A 19,507-nucleotide genomic window follows, 5' to 3' on the forward strand; every position below is an offset into this window, starting at 1 on the left:
CAAGATCAAGGCTTGCGCAATTTCGAAGAATGCAGCGTACTTAGCCGTACGTGAAATTCTGAGAAATTGCGCGTAACGCAGATATTGGACTTTTACGGCACCATCAATCTTCAAACTGATAAATGACGGCACCCCAGGTGACCCCGGCGCCCAGGCCGGCAAACAGGACCGTGCTGGATTTGCCGATAATGTTTTTTTCCAGGGCTTCATCCAGGGCAATGGGAATGCTGCCGGCGGTTGTGTTGCCGTAGCGCTGGATGTTGTGATACATTTTTTCTTCCGGTATTTTCAGCGCTTTTTGAAACCCCTGGTTGATCCGGATATTGGCTTGATGGGGAATGATCAGGTCCACAGCTTCAAGGCTGACCCCGGCTTTTTCAAGGGTGTGATACGTGACCTCGGGCAGCCGTGTCAGGGCCAGCCGGTAAACATTGCGGCCGTCCATTTTCGGGTAATGCCGCCCCTGGTCAAGCATTTCGTGGGTCAACCGTTTGCTCAGCCGGGAGGCGGGAGCTTCGGTCATCAGCGCATCGGCGTGTTCGCCCTGGGCATGAAGGGTTGAGGCCAGAATCCCGACCTTTGCATCTGTTTCAAGGCCTTCCAGGCAAACCGCCCCGGCACCGTCGCCGAAGATCACGGCGACATCCCGGCCGCTGGTGGAAACATCCAGGCCTGTGGAATGAACCTCGGAGCCGACAAACAACACCCGGTTGGCCTGTCCGCTTTTGATATAGGCGTCTGCCGTGGCCATGCCGTAGAAAAATCCGGTGCACTGCTGCCGGATATCCAGGGCTGGCGTGGTTTCAAGGCCAAGCATGTGCTGGAGCAAGCACCCTGAGCCCGGGAAAAAAATATCCGGGCTCAGGGTGGCAAAAATTATCAGATCGATGTCTTCTGGTTTCCACCCGGCCCTGTCCAGGGCAATTTTTGATGCTTCAAGCCCCATGTCGGCCGCTCCCATGCCACCTTCTTCCGGTACCCAGTAGCGCTGCTCAATGCCGGTGCGCTGCTGAATCCATTCGGCTGAAGTATCCATCCACTGCGTCAGATCTTCATTGGTGACCAGTCTTGGCGGCAGATACCGCCCGGTCCCCCTGATAATTGTTTTTTTCATGTGCACCTGTATTTGGGTTTTTCCGGAAATGTTTTAAAATAATTTAGACAGGCTCTGGCCGCTGTTTTAACTGGATCCGTTTTCCTTGACCACATTCTTGGCCACCGGCCCCCGGTCGCTTTCCTCGATGTCAAAGGTAACCGGTTCGCCGTCGGCAAGGGTTTTAAATCCGGGCTCATCAATGACCGAATAATGGACAAAGATATCCCGGCCTTCATCTTCGTGCCGGATAAACCCGAAACCCTTTTTCTCATTAAACCACTTGACTGTTCCGTTTGCCAAACCCCTTCCTCCTTTTGTCATGTCGTCGATAAAGGCATATGCAAATGCTCGCGTGATCTGCCCGGACCCCGGTCCGGGGCCGGGCATAAAAAAGCGTCACCATAAAACTCTGCTGGCATTAATTGCCGGCAGAGGCTTCAGGCAGATTTTTTTCCACGGGATATTTTCGCTTCAAAGACTCGATATAGGGTTCGAGGTCCTGCATGATTTTTTCCTGCCGAAGTTTTTCCCGGACAGATTCCTTGACCTCGTCAAAGGACTTGGTTTCGGCCGGTTTTTTATCTTCGCTTTTGATCAGGTGATATCCGAAACGGCTTTCCACAATTTCGCTGACTTCTCCCGGTTCCAGGGCGAAAGCGGCTTCATCAAAGCTTTCCACCATCTGGCCGCGTCCGAAGTAACCTAAATCCCCGCCTTTTTCCCTGCTCTGGCAGTCCGAGTATTCCTTTGCCAGCTCAGAGAAGTCTTGGCCGGACTGGAGTTTCTTTTCTATTTCCTGGATTTTATCTTTTGCCTCGGCCTTCTGGGTCTCATCGGCATCCGGTTCTGTCTGGATCAAAATATGGCGGGCGCGAATCTGCTCCGGAACCTTGTATTCCTCTTGGTTTTCCTGGTAATATTTCCGGGCTTGTTCATCGGAGACGGAAATTCCGGATTCGATTTTTTTCTCAATAAGGTTTCGGATGAGAAGGTTTTCCCGCATTTCCGTCTTTAGCTCATCCTCGGAATAACCGCTTGAGGCGATTTTTTTCTCAAAAGCGTCCTGGCTTTCGAACTGTCCCTTTAACTCATTGAGCTGCTCCTGGATCTCGGATTCATCAACATTGATGTCCTGGGCTTTGCTCTCTTGGATAAGCAACTGTTTTTCAATCAAATTGTTTAGAATCGATTCCCTGAGCCGGGCAAGCTGTTCGCCCTGGATGGGCATGCCCATGTTTGCATAACGGGACCGGATCAATTGCATCTTTTGTTCCAGTTCCTGAGCTGTAATTTCCACATCGTTGACCACTGCCACAGTTTGCCCGTCCATGGCAGCCTCTTTATCCTCTGCGCCATAAGCGGCACCGGCTGCTGCAGAAAGGACTATTGCAACGATAAAAATTACAAGCTTGGAAATCAGGGGTAAACGCATAAATTGGCTCCTTTTGGATTTATCTCTCCGGGTTGACAGGACTCAGGGAATCGGCATGTTGATCAAAGACAGGGGCGGGACATGGATATTTGCCATACAGGCTGACAATGAGATCTGACAACAAAGCAATAATTCCCCGGGAGTTTTGCGACCGTGTCTTCCCGCTTTGGGAAGTGGTCGGGACGGCAGGATTTGAACCTGCGACCCCAGCGTCCCGAACGCTGTGCTCTTCCAGACTGAGCCACGTCCCGACTTATTGGGTGCATTTTTTATGTTACATTGCCCGGATTGTCAATTAAAAAATATCGGCCCGGATTAACCAAACGGGTTGTTTAACATGATGGTCTGATCCCGTCCCGGACCCACTGAAATAATTTCAGCGGCGGTTTCAGTGAGTTCCTCGATGCGGCGCAGATAATTTCGGGTGGCTTCAGGAAGCTGGTCATAGCTGCGCACAGCCGAGATATCCGCCTCCCAGCCCGGCATCTGTTCATAGACCGGCTCGCATTCGGCCAGCACCTGGAGGCTTGTTGGAAAATCGGCCAGTTCCTTGTTTTTGTACTTGTAACCGGTGCAGATTTTCAGCGTATCCAACCCGCCGAGCACATCGAGTTTGGTGACCGCAAAACCGGTGAGGCTGTTTAACCGCACGGCGTTTTTCAGCATGACCGTGTCAATCCAGCCGCATCTGCGCCTGCGTCCGGTGGTGGCGCCGAATTCGGCACCCTTTTCCTGGATGAAATCACCGGTTGCATCAAAGAGTTCAGTGGGAAACGGTCCCTTGCCCACACGGGTGGTGTAGGCCTTGACAATGCCGGTGACCCGGTCGATCTTTTTGGGCCCCACCCCGGCGCCGCAGCACGCGTTTCCGGAAACCGTATTCGAGGAGGTGACATACGGGTATGTGCCGTGGTCAATATCCAGATGGGTGCCCTGGGCGCCTTCAAACAGCACGCGCCTGTCTTCTCTGAGCACCTGATCAATCATCACGGATACATCCGTGACATAAGGCGCCAGTCGATCCCGGTACCGGCTGTAAGAATCGATTACATCCTGAACATTCACGGCCGGGGCCTTGAAAAATTCGGTAAGGTAAAAGTTTTTTTCCTCTGCCACGGCCCGCACATTTTCTTCAAAGCCATCGTCGAGCAGGTCCACAAACCGAATGCCGCGCCTGGCGGACTTGTCTTCATAACAGGGGCCGATACCCCGACCGGTGGTGCCGATCTGCTTTTTTTCATTGGCCGCCTCCCGGGCATGGTCCACTGCCTTGTGATAAGGCATTATCAAATGGGCTTTTTCACTGATTTTCAGCTGCTCCGGACCCACGTTCACGCCTTTTTCGGTCAGATAATCAATTTCGTTGATCAGCACCTCCGGATCCACCACCATCCCGTTTCCGATCATGCAGACCTTGCCCTGGATGATCCCCGAAGGCACCAGGTGGCTGATAAACTGCTCGCCGTTGACCACCATGGTGTGACCGGCATTGTTTCCGCCCTGGAACCGGACCACGTAATCGGAATATTCCGCCAGCAGGTCAACGATTTTGCCCTTTCCCTCATCTCCCCACTGGGTGCCGATAATGACGATATTGGCCAATTGCTGCTCCTTTCTAAACGCGTGCCATTATAATAATGCTTTGGTTCAAAAAAATACGGCAGAGCGTTAAAAGGAGTTTTTACCCCCGCCGTGCCGCAAAAAAATCGATCAGCAGTGTCCGGCATGCCTGTTTCCGCACCCCGGCGACAATTTCCGGGTGGTGATTCAGCCGACGGTCTCCGGCAAAATCATACAAGGATCCGGCAGCGCCCCATTTGGGGTCAAAGGCCCCGAAAACCACCCGGCCAATGCGGGCGTGAATCACCGCGCCCATGCACATTGGACACGGTTCCACCGTAACATAGAGACAGGTGTTTAACAAGCGATAGTTTCCGGTTCGCCGGGCTGCAGAGCGGATGGCCAGGATTTCGGCATGCGCCGTGGGATCAGCCATGCTGATGCTTTGGTTAAATGCCGATGCCAGGATGCCGCCGTGGTTATCCACCACTACGACACCCACGGGTACCTCCCCGCAGGCTGCCGCCTTTTGTGCCTGTTCAATGGCGGCAGCCATGAATTGATTGTCCCGGTCCCGGGTGTCCATGATTTTTCTCCTCCCGGCGTCCCACACCGGATCAATGTCGTGGAGTAAACTTATTATTGACAAGGCGGTTTGGATCGCCTATGTAAGGTGGCATTCATTTTGTCAGCGCCCGTAGCTCAGCTGGATAGAGTGCCGGACTACGAATCCGTAGGTCGCAGGTTCGAATCCTGCCGGGCGCGCCAAAAAAATCAAGGGTTTGGCCGGAATCGGCCGGGCCCTTTTTTTTTGTCCTGTCCACTCTGTATCCGCTTGAGGTTTTTACGGCGCCATCTGAAAATCGACTTTTTACGAGCACATCAGGTTTTGGGCATAAAAAAAGGCTGCAATCTGTTGGGATTGCAGCCTTTGATGCTTTGATGGTGCCGAAGGGGAGACTCGAACTCCCACTGGAATGCTCCAACTAGACCCTGAACCTAGCGCGTCTACCAATTCCGCCACTTCGGCACATCCATGATTGTCCAGGCTTGCCGCACTGCAAAATCAAGTCATGCAAAGCCGAAAAAACAATCATTGATCAAAAATGAAATTTCTTATATATACCGGAAAAACCCTGTTGTCAAGACGATTCTTTTTTCAGTTGAATAAATTTACCAGGTTTGAAGCGGGATCTGTGCCAATATGAAAACCCTATACAGTCTGGATGAAATCCAACGTCCGTTTCCCAACGCAGTTGTGGCCATCGGCAATTTTGACGGCGTACACCTCGGCCATCAGGCCATTTTCCGGCGCGTGCGGCAAAAGGCACGGGAGATTAACGGCACCTCCGTGGCCATGACCTTTGACCCCCATCCGGTCAAGGTGCTTGGCAATAATGGCTCACCTCCCCTGATCACCCTGCTGGAGCAAAAAATTGAACTCATCGAAGCCCTTGGCGTGGATGTGTTTTTATGTGTTCCCTTTGACCAGTCATTTGCCGCGGTCACGGCTCATGAATTTCTAGAAAATATCCTGATTGACAAAATCGGCATGAAGGCCCTTGTCATTGGAAAGGATTATACTTTTGGAAAAAACCGCAAGGGAAACGTGGCGTTTTTACAGCAGCATGCAGACGCATATGGATTTGAGGTCATCGTTCCCGACTGGGTGCCGGTTTCGGCAGATGGCGCTGAACGGGTCAGCAGCACCAGGGTTCGGCAGATCATCGAAGCCGGCCGGGTGGGGGATGCCAAAGCGCTTCTCGGCCGGTATTATCAGATTCGGGGAGAGGTGGTCACCGGCCGGAACCGGGGCGGCCCGCTACTGGGTATTCCCACCGCCAATATCAAGCTCGCAGATGAGCTCTGTCCCAAAACAGGCGTGTATGCAGTGATGGTCCAAACTCCCGAAGGTCGGTTCAAAGGCGTGGCCAACATCGGCTACAGCCCGACCTTTGACGATCACCTGTTTACCGTGGAGGTCCATTTGCTGGATTTCAACAAGGATCTGTACGCAACAAAGATCCGCGTGGATTTCATCCAGCGGATCCGGGGAGAGACAAAATTCAACAATTTTGATGAACTCAAGGCTCAAATCCGCAAGGATATCGAAGATGCCCGACAACTTCTGCCGGATTTGGCGTAACAATTGATATAAGGATTTTTCCTGATGTCTGTTTTAGATATTCTGACCTACCCTGATCCTTTTCTCAAGCATCCGGCCAGGCCGGTGGAAGAAATTGATGAAAGGATTCAGCAGATCATCGAGGATATGGCCGAAACCATGTACCAGGCTCCGGGTGTGGGGCTTGCCGCCACCCAGGCGGGAATTGACCAGAGCATTATCGTGTTTGACCCTGAGGCCGACAACAGCAGCCGTAATTTTCAGGTGCTGATCAACCCTGGCATAACGGATGCCCGGGGCAAGGTGATATCCGAAAACGAGGGATGCCTGAGCGTTCCGGATTTTCGAAGCGATGTGCCCAGATTCGATCATGTTGTTGTCCAGGGCCTGGACCGTCACGGAAACGCTCTGGAAATCGATACCGATGGATTTCTGTCCACCATTTTGCAGCATGAAATTGACCATTTAAACGGCATTTTGTTCATTGACCGCATCAGCGCCCTAAAGCGGCAGATTTACAAACGAAAACGCCTAAAGGAATTCAAAACCGCCTGATGTCAAAATTTACGACCATATTCATGGGCACCCCGGAATTTGCCGTACCCGCCTTAAAGACGCTTTACAATGCCGGTCATCAGGTAAGCCTTGTGGTGACCCAGCCGGACCGGCCCAAAGGCAGAGGCCGGCAGCTGTCGCCGCCCCCGGTGAAAGAAGCTGCAAAAGAACTCGGCCTGCCGGTTTTTCAGCCGGAATCAGTGAAAACACAGGCGTTTTATGAAGCCATGGCTGATTTGAAACCCGAGATCTTCGTGGTGGTGGCATTCGGGCACATTCTGCCCAGGCGGGTTATGGAGATTGCTCCAATGGGCGCAGTTAACCTGCATGCCTCCCTGCTGCCTGCATACCGTGGGCCGGCTCCCATTCACTGGGCCATTATAAACGGTGAGTCCGAAACCGGGGTCACCAGCATGCTCATGGACGCGGGCCTGGATACCGGCGAGATCCTGGAAACGGAAAAAACCGTGATCCATCCCGCAGATACCGCCGGCACCCTGCATGACCGTCTGGCGCAATTGTCTGCCAGCGTGCTCACAAAGACCCTGGCCGGTTTTGCCGCAGGTACCACCCGGCCCGTGGCGCAGGATCATTCCCTGGCCACTTATGCACCCATGCTGAAAAAAGCAGATGGCCGCATTGACTGGAGCCGGTCTGCAGAGTTTCTGGAGCGCTTTATCCGGGGCATGAGTCCCTGGCCCGGGGCGCATACCTACTGGGGCAGCAAACGGATCAACATTTTTGCCGCCCGGGTATGTCCCATGGCTGAATCGCGCCCTCCGGGCACTGTGCTGGCCTCGTTTTCCGATGAACTGCGTGTGGCAACCGGAAAACAAGCCCTATCCATAGAAGAACTGCAGATCGCTTCCGGAAAACGCATGCATATCCGGGACTTTTTAAAGGGCGCTGAAATATCGCCGGCAACGGTGCTGGAATGATTTCAGGCGATGCCCGGGAGCTTGCTTTCCGGATTTTAAGCGAACTGGAAACCAGGCGCACGACCCTGGACCGGCTCATTGACGAGGAGTTCGAAAAAATTGCGCCGGGGATGGACCGGCGGGACCGGGCTCTTGCCTTTGCTCTTGTTTACGGGGTGCTTCGCTGGCGGGCAAAGCTGGACTGGCACATTGCAGGGCTGGCAAACCGGCCGTCAAACAAAATCCGCCCGGACATGCGCAATATTTTGCGCATGGGTCTGTTTCAGATGCTGTTTATGTCCAGAATCCCGGATTCAGCGGCGGTCAACACGGCCGTGAACCTGGCCAAAAAATACGGATCACCGAAACTGGCCGGGTTTGTCAACGCACTGCTGCGAAATGCCGCCCGGCAGAAAAGCGGTTTTGCAGATCCGGATCCGTCCCGCGACCCGGTGTCGGCATTGGCTGTAAGCCAGTCTTTTCCCGAGTGGATCGTGCGCCGGTGGAACAACCGATTGGGCATGGATGAAACCCGGCTATTGTGCGGTTATAACAACCAGATCCCGCCGCTGAGCCTGCGGGCCAACACCTTGCGGATCAGCCGGGAAGCCTTGATGGAAAAAATGGTTTGTGCGGATGCCGCGGAAAGAGTTTGTGAAACAAAATACGCACCAGACGGCATTTGTCTCTGGGGTCCGCATTTGCCGGTCAGCGAATTGCCCGGTTTTCCAGAAGGATACTTCCAGGTTCAGGATGAGGCTGCACAGCTTGCAGCCCATGTGCTGGACTGCCGGCCGGGGCAGGACGTGCTGGACGCTTGTGCCGGACTCGGCGGGAAAACCGGGAACATTGTACAGTTAATGAGAAACCATGGCCGGATACTGGCCATGGACTCGGATATGGAAAAACTCGGGGAACTATCCCTGGAAATGAAGCGGCTGGGAGCCGATAATGTGGAAACATGCCGTCATGATCTCCGGCAGCCCCTGGATGTGGAGAAACTGGGAACATTTGACCGGATCCTGGTCGACGCACCCTGTTCCGGGCTCGGGGTAATCCGCAGGAATCCGGATATAAAGTGGACGGCCCGGCAAGCGGATTTTCAGGGCCATGCCCAAAAGCAGCTTCAGCTTCTGAGCCATGCCGCCGCCCTGCTGAAGCCTTCAGGCGGAGTGATGATATACGCGGTCTGCAGCATGGAGCCGGAAGAAACCCACGGGGTGGTTTCCGCATTTCTGGAAAAAACAGCCGGGTTTGAGCTTCAGGACATGGGTGTGCTTTTTCCTGAATTGGCGGATCTGGCAGATGACCACGGGTGTCTGGCCCTGCTGCCCCATCGGCATGGAACAGACGGGTTTTTTATTGCAAGGTTGATGGCACCGTAAAAGTCCAATATCTGCGTTACGCGCAATTTCTCAGAATTTCACGTACGGAGAAGTACGCTGCATTCTTCGAAATTGCGCAGGCCTTAATCTTGAACTTTTACGGCGCCATCTAAAATCAGACTTTTTACGCGTGCATCAAGGCTAAAGGTTAGCCCATGATCCGATCGATTTTCAAATACCTGGTATTGATCTTTGTTTTTTGTGCAGTGGCCGGTTTGAGCACCTATTTCACCCTGTCTTTTTTCATCCAAAGCGAAGATACGGTGCTGGTGCCGGATCTGACCGGAAAAAATGCGGTTGCCGCGCTGGAAACCCTTTCCGCCCTGGAATTAAACACCCGGGTGGGAGAAAAGGAATACAGCACGGAAGTGCCCGAAAATCACGTAATCGCCCAGAAGCCCGCCCCGGGCCGGAGCATCAAGGTTAACCGCGAAGTGTCCCTGGTGATCTCCATGGGGCCTTCCACCGTGACCGTGCCAAATGTTGAAAACCAGGAACTGTCGCAGGCCCGGATGACCCTTGAGCAAAAAGGCCTGACTGCCGGGACGGTGACCCGTGTCCATGATGCAAATACCCCGCGCCGCCGGATTATGGCTCAGCATCCGGCCCCGGAAGACGGCGTCCGGCGCAGCAGTCCGGTGAATCTGCTGGTTAGCGCCGGTCCCCGGCCAAAGGCGTACATGATGCCGGATCTGCGAGGCAAATTTCTGGATGAGGCCATGCTTTTAATTGAAAGCCATCAAATCAGCCTAGAAGAACTCAAATCCGTCCATGATCCGTCAAAACCGGAAAACACGGTCACGGGTCAGGCCCCGCCGTCCGGGTACCGGGTTGAGGCCGGCGCTCCGGTTCGCCTGATCATCAACCGCCGGCCCGGAAGCCGGCAAGCCGGCCGGGATGAAAAAAAGCCGCTTTTTTCCCATCGGCTGGCACCGGGTTTTTTAAAACAGCGGGTGAGATTGGAAATGAGCGGGTTTGGCGCCCATATGGTACTGCATGAAGGCCTGATGGATCCCGGCGCCGTGATCTGGGCCATTGTTCCGGAGCATACAGAAGCAGCGGTTTTTTTGTATGTAAACGGCAAGCTTGTTGAGTCGCAGGTTTACAACTGATAAAGCCTGTAGAAAGCTTTTTACGGCGCCATCAAAATTGGAATGCGGCAAAAACCCCATGGAGAGTGACGAATGAACGCAATCATTGCCCCCTCGATTCTTTCTGCTGATTTTGCCAGGCTCGGACAGGAAATCACGGCCGTGGAACAGGCCGGTGCCGACTGGATTCACGTGGATGTCATGGACGGCCACTTTGTTCCAAATATCACCCTGGGCCCCATGGTGGTGGAAGCCGCCCGGAAAACAACCGCCCTGCCTCTGGATGTGCACCTGATGATTGACAATCCGGACGAATTTATCGGCGAGTTTGCCAAAGCCGGCGCAGACCTGATATCCGTGCATGCTGAAACCTGCCCGCACCTGCACCGCAGCGTGGAGTTAATTGAAAGCTGCGGATGCCGTCCCGGCGTGGTGCTCAACCCGGCTACCCCTTTGAGCTGTCTGGACTGGATCCTTGACCGGCTCCATTTTGTGCTTTTAATGAGCGTAAATCCCGGCTTTGGGGGTCAGTCTTTTATTGACGCTTCCCTGGATAAAATCCTGGCTCTCAGACAGACCATTGTCCGCCATGGGCTTTCCACCCTGATCCAGGTCGACGGCGGGGTCAATGCCCAGACCATCGGAAAAATCGCAGCCGCCGGCACGGACGTGTTTGTTGCCGGGTCTGCCATTTTTAACAGCCCGGATTACAGCCAGACCATTTCCGGCATGAAAGCCGCTGCTGCAGAAGCTGCAGCGCCCCGGTTTCAAGAGCTCGGAAAAGACTGAAAAACCCGAAGCAAAAGGACTCAGGCCAGATGGAAACCAAACAGATCCTGGTAATTCACGGCCCCAACTTAAACATGCTCGGCACCCGGGAGCCGGAAACCTACGGCACACAAAGCCTTGCCGATATTGATGCCGCCCTGGTCCAGGCCGCCCAGGCCAACAGCACAGGCCTGCAAACCCTTCAATCCAATCACGAGGGCCAGATCGTGGATGCCATCCAGCAGGCCCGGGGCGTGTTTGACGCCCTGATCATCAACCCGGCAGGCTACACGCACACCAGCGTGGCCATCCGGGATGCCATTTCCATGCTGGAAATTCCCGTCATTGAAATTCATTTGTCCAATATATACAAGCGCGAGCCCTTCAGGCACAAATCCATGATCACGGATGTGGCCACAGGGCAGATCTGCGGGTTTGGCCATCACGGATATCTGCTGGCCCTGCAGGCAGCGCTTCAGATGATACAGACATAACAGGATTTTTCCGGGCCCGGCCTGAACCGGGCCCGGTTGGATTTGATCAGCCCAGATGTTCCAGTGCGATATTGAGCATGCGGCGAATGGGTTCGGCAGCCCCCCAAAGGAGCTGATCGCCAGCGGTGAAAAAGCTCAGGTACTCGGGGCCCATGTTCATTTTCCGGATGCGGCCCACCGGCACGGTCAGGGTGCCGGACACAGCAGCAGGCGTCAGCCGTGCAAGGGTGTCCTGCTTGGTGTTGGGCACTGTTTCCACCCAATCATTGGCAGCGCCGATCATGTCGGTGATTTCATCAACAGGCACATCCCGGGTGAGCTTTACGGCAATGGCCTGGCTGTGGCTGCGCATGGCGCCGATGCGGACGCAGATCCCGTCTATGGGAATCGGGGAATCGGTCTGCAGAATCTTGTTGGTCTCGGCAAAGCCCTTCCATTCCTCCTTGGTCTGGCCGGATTCCATGGGACTGTCAATCCAGGGAATCAGGCTGCCGGCAAGGGGGACGCCGAAGTGCTCAACAGGAAAATCCTGCCCGGACATGGCGTCAAGCACCCGCCGGTCGATATCCAGGATGGCTGAGGCCGGATCGGCCATCAGGTCTTCGGCGCTTTGGCCGATGATTTTCATCTGGGAAACCAGTTCCCGCATGTTCTTGGCCCCTGACCCGGAGGCCGCCTGGTAGGTCATGGAAGACATCCATTCCACCAGGTTGTTTTCAAACAGGGCGCCTGCGGCCATGAGCATGAGGCTGACCGTGCAGTTGCCGCCGATAAAGTTTTTCACCCCGTCGGCCATGGCCTGGTCAATGATTTTTCTGTTGACCGGATCAAGCACGATAATGCTGTCATCGGCCATGCGAAGTGCGGATGCCGCATCAATCCAGTAACCGTTCCAGCCCTTGCTTCGCAGCTCCGGGTAAACTTTCTGGGTATAACCGCTGCCCTGAGAGGTGACAATGATATCCATACCGGCCAGCAGGTCGGTGTCATGGGCGTCTGCCAGGGGCGGGACCGGTTTCCCGATATCCGGGCCGGCCTGGCCCGCCTGGGAGGTGGAGGCAAAAAGCGGTTCAAAGCCCTCAAATCCATTTTCCGCCCGCATGCGATCCATGAGCACAGAGCCCACCATGCCCCGCCATCCGATAAAAGCAACCTTTAACATATGTATTCTCCTTTGAACCTATCGTATCTGAAAAGATAACCGTATTTATTTATAAGCCGTTGACCTGCTTTGTCAACCGCCAATGTGCAGACGGTTTAAAGCCTCAGTAAAAAATTGAAAACTCAGCGGTTTGCTGGTAAATTAAACATTACAGGCAAATTATTGCCATGATACGAATCATTTGCGAAAACAGCCATGCCCATTTTTGAATACAGCGCCTTAAATGCCAAAGGCAAAAGCGTCTCTGACATCATTGATGCTGAAAGCGTGTCCGCGGCCAGGCAGAAGCTGCGGGCCTCCCGGATCTACCCGGTCTCCATTCGGGAGGTTGATGACAGCCAATCCCGCCAGAGCGGTTTTCTGGAAAAATTGCTGCCCGCTTTTGGCTCCCGGGTCCGGCCCGGGGAACTGGCGATCATGACCCGGCAGCTGGCCACCCTTTTGCAGGCCGGTTTTCCTCTGGTATCGGCCATTTACACACTGATCCCCCAAACCCGTTCCAGGGTTTTCAAGCGGATGCTGTCTCAGATCAAGGATGCCATAGAAGAGGGATCCGGCTTTGCCGAGGCCCTGTCTGAATATCCTGAGACGTTTTCCCCCATTTATATCAACATGGTCCGTTCCGGTGAGTCCTCAGGCACACTGGAACTGGTGTTAAACCGCCTGGCCGACATCACCGAACGCCAGCAGGCCCTTTCCAACCGGGTCCGGTCGGCAATGGCCTACCCTGTTCTGATGTTGATTGTCGGGATCCTGATTCTGATGTTTCTGCTGACCTATATCGTGCCCAGCATTACCGCCATTTTCACGGACATGGACCAGTCCCTGCCCGCCCCGACCCGGGCCTTGATTGCAGTCAGTGAATTTTTGAAAGCCAGCTGGTGGATGCTTCTGGGGGCGATGGTGATGCTTTTGGCGGGCCTGCGGCATTTCGGGCGTACCCAACAAGGAGCCTACCGGCTGGACAAGGCCGTCCTGCAAATCCCCCTGGCCGGGAATCTGAAAACCAAGCTGGCTGTGGCGCGTTTTTCCCGAACCCTTGGCTCGCTTCTGGAAAACGGCGTTCCCCTGATGGCGGCCTTGGACATTGTGAAAAACATCGTGGGCAACCGGGTGATTGCCGAGGCCGTGCAAACCGCTGCAGCCGAAGTGGAAAAAGGTGCAGGCCTGGGTAAATCACTGGAATCCTCGCGGTTTTTTCCGAACCTGGCTGTTCAGATGATCCAGGTGGGCGAAAATTCCGGGGAACTGGAGGCCATGCTGGCCAAGATGGCTGATATCTATGAAAACGAGGTGGAAAGCACGGTCTCCGGTCTGACCGCCATGCTCGAGCCCGCCATTATCCTGGTGATGGCCGTGGTGGTGGGCTTTATTGTCCTGTCCATCATTTTGCCGATTTTTGAAATGAACCAGATGATCGGATAATCGGGTTTCAGCCCCGCCCGTGCATGGGCCCTATCCCGGATTTTCCCGGGACTTCAGGGGCCTTTTGGACTCTGCAAGTTCCCGCTGAAGCCATCCATCCTCCTTATGGTTAAAATGAGCCGTGAATCGCCAGCATTGCACCCCGGGGCCGGAGCTGCAGGGAAACGGCCGGTCCATGGGTGTCTTTGAGCCGGCGGATAAATTTTTCGCTTTGCCGGTAATTGTATTTATGGGCGCTTGTCACCCCGCCGGCAATGCTGCCGCTGTAAAACCCCAGGCCGGCAAGGCCGGTCAGGGCGCCCAGGGCGGGCAAATCCTCGTCAAAACACTGCCATGAAGCCACTGCCAGCGCCGAGGTCAGAAAAAAAGCCACCCCGGCTTCCCGGATCCGGCCGGTATACAGATACCCCCCGCCGGGCACCGCAGACAGCAGACCGGCTGTCAACGGGCTTTTTTGTTTCATTTCATCCGGATCATCCAGGGATGAAACAATGGCCTCAACATTATAGCGATCTTGATTTTTTTCACTAATGGCCAAAAACGACGACCTTGCCCGGGAAAAATCACCGGCTTCCAGCAGAATCCAGGCCATCTGACTGCGGGCCCGGTCACGGACTTTCGGATCGGGCTCCTGCCGGATGATCTGTTGGAGCATCATCGCTGAACGGTCAACGTCATTTTGCTTCTGATAGCACCGGCTGATCATGAACCTGGCTTCAAGGGCCTGTTCGGAGCCGGGATAGGATCGAATCAACCGGTCAAAGGCATCAATGGCCCCCTGGTAGCGCTGCATGGAAAACCGGGCCATTCCCGCGTAAAACGCAGCAGCCGGTGCCCGTTTGTCCTTTTCAAAAAAATGAACAAACCGGTCAAATTCCGTGGCTGCGGCCTGAAAGTCCTGTTGATCATAAAGCTTTTGCGCAAAGGCGTATGCCGCCCCGGGGGTCACGGTCAGCTCCCGGGCAGATGCCGGCAGGGCCAGCATAAAACATAGAAGCCCCACCACACTCAACGTCAGAAAAAAGGGTAAACCCGATTGGGGCCGCTTTGATTTCAAATCCATATCCATAGTCCTTACAGTAAACAGTGTCAACAAAACCGGGATCAGCTCTGGGTTACCCGCAGCACCTCCTCAATTGTGGTCTATCCTTTCAGTATCTTGTCAATGCCGTCCTGATAAAGGGTTGTCATTCCGGCCTGCACAGCTTCCATCTTGATCCTGTGGGAATCATAGGTTTTCAGCACCAGATTCTGCAGCTCCGGGCTCAATTCCAGGATCTCATAGATTCCCAGCCGTCCCCGATATCCGCTGTGAAAACAATTGCTGCAGCCCACTGCCTTATAGATTGCTGATTTTTCGGCCTCCTGCGGGTCAAGACCAAGCCGTTCCAGGGTGGCGGCATCCGGTGCATAGGCCTGCTTGCATTCATTGCAGAGCAGGCGCACCAATCGCTGGGCGATCACTGCGATTACCGAGGAAGAAATCAAAAAAGGCTCAATTCCCAGATCCACCAGGCGGGTGATGGCACTTGCCGAGTCGTTTGTGTGCAGGGTGGAAAACACCAGATGGCCTGTCAAAGCCGATTGCACACCGATTTCAGCGGTTTCCAGATCGCGCATCTCCCCGATGAGAATCACATCCGGGTCCTGACGGACAATGGAGCGAAGCCCCCTTGCAAAGGTGAGCTCGATTCTGGGGTTGACCTGGATCTGATTGACCCCCTTGAGCTGGTATTCCACAGGGTCCTCGATGGTGATGATATTGATATCCGGGGAATTGAGGCTGGAGAGCACGGCATACAGGGTGGTGGTTTTGCCGCTGCCCGTGGGGCCGGTTACCAGGATGATGCCGTGGGAATAGTGGATCAGCCGGTGGATGGTATCAAGTTTTGTCTGGGACAGGCCCAGCTCTGAGAGCTGAAACAGGGAGCCGGATTTGTTGAGCAGCCGCATCACCACCCGCTCCCCGTACTGGATCGGAATGGTGGAAACCCGGATGTCAATGTTTTGATCACCGATTTTGACCTCAAAGCGGCCGTCCTGGGGCAGGCGCTTTTCCGCGATATTCATCCTGGCCATGACCTTGATGCGTGAGGCCAGCGACGCCTGCATCCACTTTGGAGGAGTGAGAAGATCATAGAGAATACCGTCGACCCGGTAGCGGATCTTTAAGCTGTATTGCTCCGGCTCGATGTGAATATCACTGGCACCGATTTTTACAGACTGGGAAATCACGTGGTTGACCAGCTTGATGATGGGCGCATCACTGGTGTCATCGAGAAGGTCGGCGGTTTCCTCGATTTCGCTGATAATGTTGCCGGTGTTGTCCTCCATGTCGGCCACAAGCTGCTCTGCCGTGTCCCGGCTGCTGTCAAAGGCCATGTTGATCAGCGAGTAAATGGCATCCCGGGGCGCGAGCACCACATCGAATTCATCGATTTCCAGAAGCCGCACCAGATCATCCAGGGGCTGGAAAGCCGAGGGGTCATTGATGGCAATCACCGGGCGCGTGGTTTCGGCCTCACTGCTGCCGGCTTTTTCCGGATCAGCGGCACACGTCCGGCAAATGGGCACCATGGCGTATTTTTTCAGAAACCCGATGGGCACCCTGCGAGCAAATTCGGTCTCAAAATCCTCAGGCGGCAGATGGGTCCAAAACGGCAGGTCATAAACCCGGGAAAAGGCCTGGAGCAGCTGATGTTCAGAAAGGATCTTCTTTTTCAGGATCACCTCGGACAAGGGGACATTCTGCTGCCTTGCCAGCCTTCCGGCCTCAGTGATATCGCTTTCATCCACGCCGAATTCGCGGGTCAATATATCGGTTAAATGCTGTTTCATTTACCGGTGTTTTCTTCTGATTTTTGGTTCATGGCGACACTGTCAGCCGATCTCCGGGCCGGATAACGGAATCCTCTGTCAAGCCGTTTATTTCAAGCAGCGTGTCAAGCCCGATGTTGTGTCTGCGGGCAATGGAATACAGGGTATCGTTTTTCTTCACCGTGTATTGCCCGGCCGCGGTCGGGTCAGTCTCTGGCTGATCGGCTTCCGGGCCTGTTCCGGATTTGGGCAGTGTCAACGGAAATTCGTTTGCAGAGCGCGCGTCTTTATTCTGCGGCTGCCCATAAAGCTTGATGGTTTCCTCGGGCACTGTTTGAAACTTTTCCTTGTTTTCCTTGTAGAATTCAGCGGCTTCATCCGGCGCGGCCATGACCCTGGGGGTAATAAACACAAAAAGGTTGGTCTGGTCCGAGGAATCGGAAAGGGATTTAAACAGCCATCCGATCAGCGGCACCCCGCCAAGGCAGGGCACCCGGTACTCGGTTTTTGTTAGGCTTTCGTCAATCAGGCCGCCGATGACCACCGTATTGGTGTCATTGACCTCAACGCTCACCTCCATGATCAGGGCTTCAATATAAACCATGGCCCTGGGCACATCGAGCTTTTCAATCACGGATTTCAAAACCTCGTAATCATCTTTTTCCGCTCGTATGATCAGGCTGTTGGTGGCCTGGTCCGCGGTTACCTGCACCGCTTCGGATACAATGGGCGCCTGCTTTTTTCCCTCCTGCTGTTCCTGACTTGCGGGCAGTTCCTGCAATACCCCCACAAGGTCCTCAGCCTTGGCGTTTTCCAGGTAATAAACATTGATTTTTTCTTTTCCCTTGGGCATTTCCTTATCAAGGGTCTTGACAAGCTGCCTGACCCGCTCTGTGTCGGGCTCGCTGGCCTGAACAATCAGGAGGTTGGTCCGTCTGTCTGCAACTGCGGTGATCTTGTCCCTGGCAAACCTGCCTTCTGACTGCCCCTGGCCAAACACGGAATTGACGATTGAGACAATGTCTTCGGCATTGGAATGTTCAATGGGAAGCATGAGAATTTCACGGCCGGTTCCGGGCACATCAATGGCGTCAATGATGCGCATCAGCCGCTTGATATTGGAATAGACATCCGTGACAATGAGCGTGTTGGTGGGCGCATAGGAGATGATCACGCTGCTTTTGGAAATCAGGGGGGCAAACAGCTGCTTGATCTCATCGGTACTGGCATATTCCAGCGGAATCAGCTGGGTGACGATTTTGTCCTCGCCTCTGCCGCCTTCCCTTTTCAGCTTCGCTTCGGACGCCGCTGAGCATCAGGCCGCCGGGCCGGCCGTTTTCAAAATAAGGCCTTATGCGCACCTGGCGCCTCAAAGTGTTGGCATCCTGCAAGGTTTCATTCATTTGCTGACTGGATATGGACACGGGTTCTTCTGAAACAGAAATGTCTGCCGCCTCAGGCACCGGTTGGACTTGTCCGTCAGAAAGGCGGCCGGCCTGATCAGCCAGTTCCTCCATCTCCAGGATTTCATCTTTGCCGTTTACCGTCAAAATAACCCTTTTGCGCAGAATCATCCTGATCCGCGCCTGGTCAATAGTATCGCCCTCCTGGTAAAGGCCCTGTTTGCCGCAAGGTCAAGCCTGGCTGAAACCATGTCGTAAAACAGGTCTGCACATACAAAAACCGCTGCGGCCGCAAGCAGCACACGAATGATTTTCAGAATGGTTTTTATCATCTTCTTATAAACCGTTTAAATATCCGCATGTTGCCCCCTCGGCCCGGAAATCACCGGATCTGCCAGGATGGCTGATTCAGGGAGCCGGCAATGCGAAGCGATAGCCCTTCGCCGCTTGTGAATTTTTCCGGCAGCAGTCCCCCCATGGCCCTGGCCAGGGTCGGATTCGGCCGAACCGTGGCGGAAATCTGAATCCGGCTGTTTTCAAAGGGCCGGCGAATGAGAATACGGCCGGTGCCCCGGGCGGACACCTGGTTTCCCTTAAGTTCGATCTGCCGGATATTTACCTGTTGACCCTCAATTTCCAGGTCCGTCTCAATGGATTCAAACGTTAATTGTTTTATGCCAAAGACGGCTTCCTGCATGGCAATCGTGCACTGGCTGGCTGTCAGCTCAATGGTGCCGCTGCCGCCGGTTTGCCCGGCAAAACCGCCATTAAATTCAATGGTTCCGTCCAGGCTGCCGGAAACCGTATGCCCGCTCATGTTTCGGATCAAAACAATGCTTTCCAGGTCTGCATTTTCAAGCCGGATATAAAAGGAATTGTCCGCCTCGCTGCCGGAGGCATCTTTCATGGCCACCCAGCCCAGGGCCCGCCCCTCACCCAGGCTGATTTTAAAATCAAGGGTGTCAAAAATGCCCGGCAGTTTTCTATACGCCGGAGACAGAATCGTACGGCCGGTTTCCAGGGCATCCATCTGCCGGTAAACCAGGGCAGCTTCACCTATGACCAGACACGGGGGAAAACCCGGTCTCACCGATGCAATTTCAAGCGACACCGCATTGTCCGAGGCCTTCCGAACCTGGTGTTCCAGGTATTTTTTCACTGCATTGGCAGGGAATAAAAGATAGAGAAACACGGCTGCCAGTAAAGTAATATAACATATCCAGGCAAGCCGTTTTTTTGATTTTTTCAACATGAATAATGCGTCCACTTGGATTGCG

Annotated in this window: 19 protein-coding genes and 3 tRNA genes; 9 read left to right on the top strand and 13 right to left on the bottom strand. The window is 54.3% G+C overall.

What is annotated here, in order from left to right; all coding sequences use genetic code 11:
* Positions 1-103: 103 nt before the first annotated feature.
* The 6 genes from ACTCIA_RS00550 to tadA all read right to left on the bottom strand — a co-directional run bounded on the left by ACTCIA_RS00550 (position 104) and on the right by tadA (position 4,674).
* Positions 104-1,114, bottom strand: a complete 1,011-nt coding sequence (locus ACTCIA_RS00550) for a 3-oxoacyl-ACP synthase III family protein (RefSeq protein ID WP_462999854.1) — start codon at positions 1,112-1,114, stop codon at positions 104-106.
* Between the two features lie 66 nt (positions 1,115-1,180).
* Entirely contained in the window at positions 1,181-1,396 is a 216-nt protein-coding gene (locus ACTCIA_RS00555; RefSeq protein ID WP_462999855.1) for a cold-shock protein, read from the bottom strand.
* A 118-nt stretch (positions 1,397-1,514) separates the two neighbouring features.
* Positions 1,515-2,528, bottom strand: a complete 1,014-nt coding sequence (locus tag ACTCIA_RS00560) for a peptidylprolyl isomerase (protein ID WP_462999856.1) — start codon at positions 2,526-2,528, stop codon at positions 1,515-1,517.
* Positions 2,529-2,702: 174 nt separating this feature from the next.
* Positions 2,703-2,779, bottom strand: a tRNA-Pro gene (locus ACTCIA_RS00565).
* Positions 2,780-2,843: 64 nt separating this feature from the next.
* Positions 2,844-4,130, bottom strand: a complete 1,287-nt coding sequence (locus ACTCIA_RS00570; protein ID WP_462999857.1) for an adenylosuccinate synthase — start codon at positions 4,128-4,130, stop codon at positions 2,844-2,846.
* Positions 4,131-4,209: 79 nt separating this feature from the next.
* Entirely contained in the window at positions 4,210-4,674 is a 465-nt protein-coding gene (gene tadA, locus ACTCIA_RS00575) for a tRNA adenosine(34) deaminase TadA (RefSeq protein WP_462999858.1), read from the bottom strand.
* 105 nt (positions 4,675-4,779) lie between these two features.
* Between tadA and ACTCIA_RS00580 the strand changes: the two genes are divergently transcribed.
* Positions 4,780-4,856: transfer RNA gene (locus tag ACTCIA_RS00580), tRNA-Arg, on the top strand.
* Positions 4,857-5,031: 175 nt separating this feature from the next.
* Here ACTCIA_RS00580 and ACTCIA_RS00585 read toward each other — a convergent pair.
* Positions 5,032-5,118 (bottom strand) — tRNA-Leu (locus ACTCIA_RS00585).
* A 174-nt stretch (positions 5,119-5,292) separates the two neighbouring features.
* Between ACTCIA_RS00585 and ACTCIA_RS00590 the strand changes: the two genes are divergently transcribed.
* The 7 genes from ACTCIA_RS00590 to aroQ all read left to right on the top strand — a co-directional run bounded on the left by ACTCIA_RS00590 (position 5,293) and on the right by aroQ (position 11,423).
* Positions 5,293-6,234 (top strand): bifunctional riboflavin kinase/FAD synthetase, encoded by a 942-nt coding sequence (locus ACTCIA_RS00590; RefSeq protein WP_462999859.1) that lies wholly within the window; start codon positions 5,293-5,295, stop codon positions 6,232-6,234.
* Positions 6,235-6,258: 24 nt separating this feature from the next.
* Complete coding sequence (def, locus tag ACTCIA_RS00595) at positions 6,259-6,768, top strand: peptide deformylase (RefSeq protein WP_462999860.1); 510 nt, start codon at positions 6,259-6,261, stop codon at positions 6,766-6,768.
* Positions 6,768-7,706: a methionyl-tRNA formyltransferase gene (gene fmt / locus ACTCIA_RS00600; RefSeq protein WP_462999861.1), complete on the top strand. Its 939-nt coding sequence runs from the start codon at positions 6,768-6,770 to the stop codon at positions 7,704-7,706. The genes def and fmt overlap by 1 nt, the downstream gene beginning before the upstream one ends.
* Positions 7,703-9,070, top strand: a complete 1,368-nt coding sequence (gene rsmB / locus ACTCIA_RS00605) for a 16S rRNA (cytosine(967)-C(5))-methyltransferase RsmB (protein WP_462999862.1) — start codon at positions 7,703-7,705, stop codon at positions 9,068-9,070. Before fmt ends, rsmB begins: the two co-directional genes overlap by 4 nt.
* A gap of 155 nt (positions 9,071-9,225) precedes the next feature.
* The gene (locus tag ACTCIA_RS00610) at positions 9,226-10,182 is read left to right on the top strand and encodes a PASTA domain-containing protein (RefSeq protein ID WP_462999863.1); all 957 of its coding nucleotides are present in this window, start codon (positions 9,226-9,228) and stop codon (positions 10,180-10,182) included.
* 72 nt (positions 10,183-10,254) lie between these two features.
* Entirely contained in the window at positions 10,255-10,950 is a 696-nt protein-coding gene (gene rpe, locus ACTCIA_RS00615; RefSeq protein ID WP_462999864.1) for a ribulose-phosphate 3-epimerase, read from the top strand.
* Between the two features lie 29 nt (positions 10,951-10,979).
* Positions 10,980-11,423, top strand: coding sequence for a type II 3-dehydroquinate dehydratase (aroQ, locus tag ACTCIA_RS00620; RefSeq protein WP_462999865.1), 444 nt, complete (start codon positions 10,980-10,982; stop codon positions 11,421-11,423).
* 46 nt (positions 11,424-11,469) lie between these two features.
* Here aroQ and asd read toward each other — a convergent pair whose 3' ends face one another.
* Positions 11,470-12,585: an aspartate-semialdehyde dehydrogenase gene (gene asd, locus ACTCIA_RS00625; protein WP_462999866.1), complete on the bottom strand. Its 1,116-nt coding sequence runs from the start codon at positions 12,583-12,585 to the stop codon at positions 11,470-11,472.
* 195 nt (positions 12,586-12,780) lie between these two features.
* Between asd and gspF the strand changes: the two genes are divergently transcribed.
* Positions 12,781-14,010: a type II secretion system inner membrane protein GspF gene (gene gspF / locus ACTCIA_RS00630; protein ID WP_462999867.1), complete on the top strand. Its 1,230-nt coding sequence runs from the start codon at positions 12,781-12,783 to the stop codon at positions 14,008-14,010.
* 109 nt (positions 14,011-14,119) lie between these two features.
* On the opposite strand, the gene ACTCIA_RS00635 is transcribed toward gspF, so the two are convergent.
* The 5 genes from ACTCIA_RS00635 to gspN form a co-directional block, all read right to left on the bottom strand.
* Positions 14,120-15,073, bottom strand: coding sequence for a tetratricopeptide repeat protein (locus ACTCIA_RS00635; protein WP_462999868.1), 954 nt, complete (start codon positions 15,071-15,073; stop codon positions 14,120-14,122).
* Positions 15,074-15,153: 80 nt separating this feature from the next.
* Positions 15,154-16,848 (bottom strand): GspE/PulE family protein, encoded by a 1,695-nt coding sequence (locus ACTCIA_RS00640; protein WP_462999869.1) that lies wholly within the window; start codon positions 16,846-16,848, stop codon positions 15,154-15,156.
* Between the two features lie 28 nt (positions 16,849-16,876).
* On the bottom strand, positions 16,877-18,118 hold the full coding sequence (locus ACTCIA_RS00645) for a secretin N-terminal domain-containing protein (RefSeq protein ID WP_462999935.1): 1,242 nt from the start codon (positions 18,116-18,118) through the stop codon (positions 16,877-16,879).
* Positions 18,042-18,401: a hypothetical protein gene (locus ACTCIA_RS00650; RefSeq protein ID WP_462999870.1), complete on the bottom strand. Its 360-nt coding sequence runs from the start codon at positions 18,399-18,401 to the stop codon at positions 18,042-18,044. The genes ACTCIA_RS00645 and ACTCIA_RS00650 overlap by 77 nt, the downstream gene beginning before the upstream one ends.
* A 211-nt stretch (positions 18,402-18,612) precedes the next feature.
* The gene (gene gspN, locus ACTCIA_RS00655; RefSeq protein WP_462999871.1) at positions 18,613-19,482 is read right to left on the bottom strand and encodes a type II secretion system protein GspN; all 870 of its coding nucleotides are present in this window, start codon (positions 19,480-19,482) and stop codon (positions 18,613-18,615) included.
* Positions 19,483-19,507 lie beyond the last annotated feature (25 nt).

The organism is Desulfosalsimonas sp., assembly GCF_055149105.1.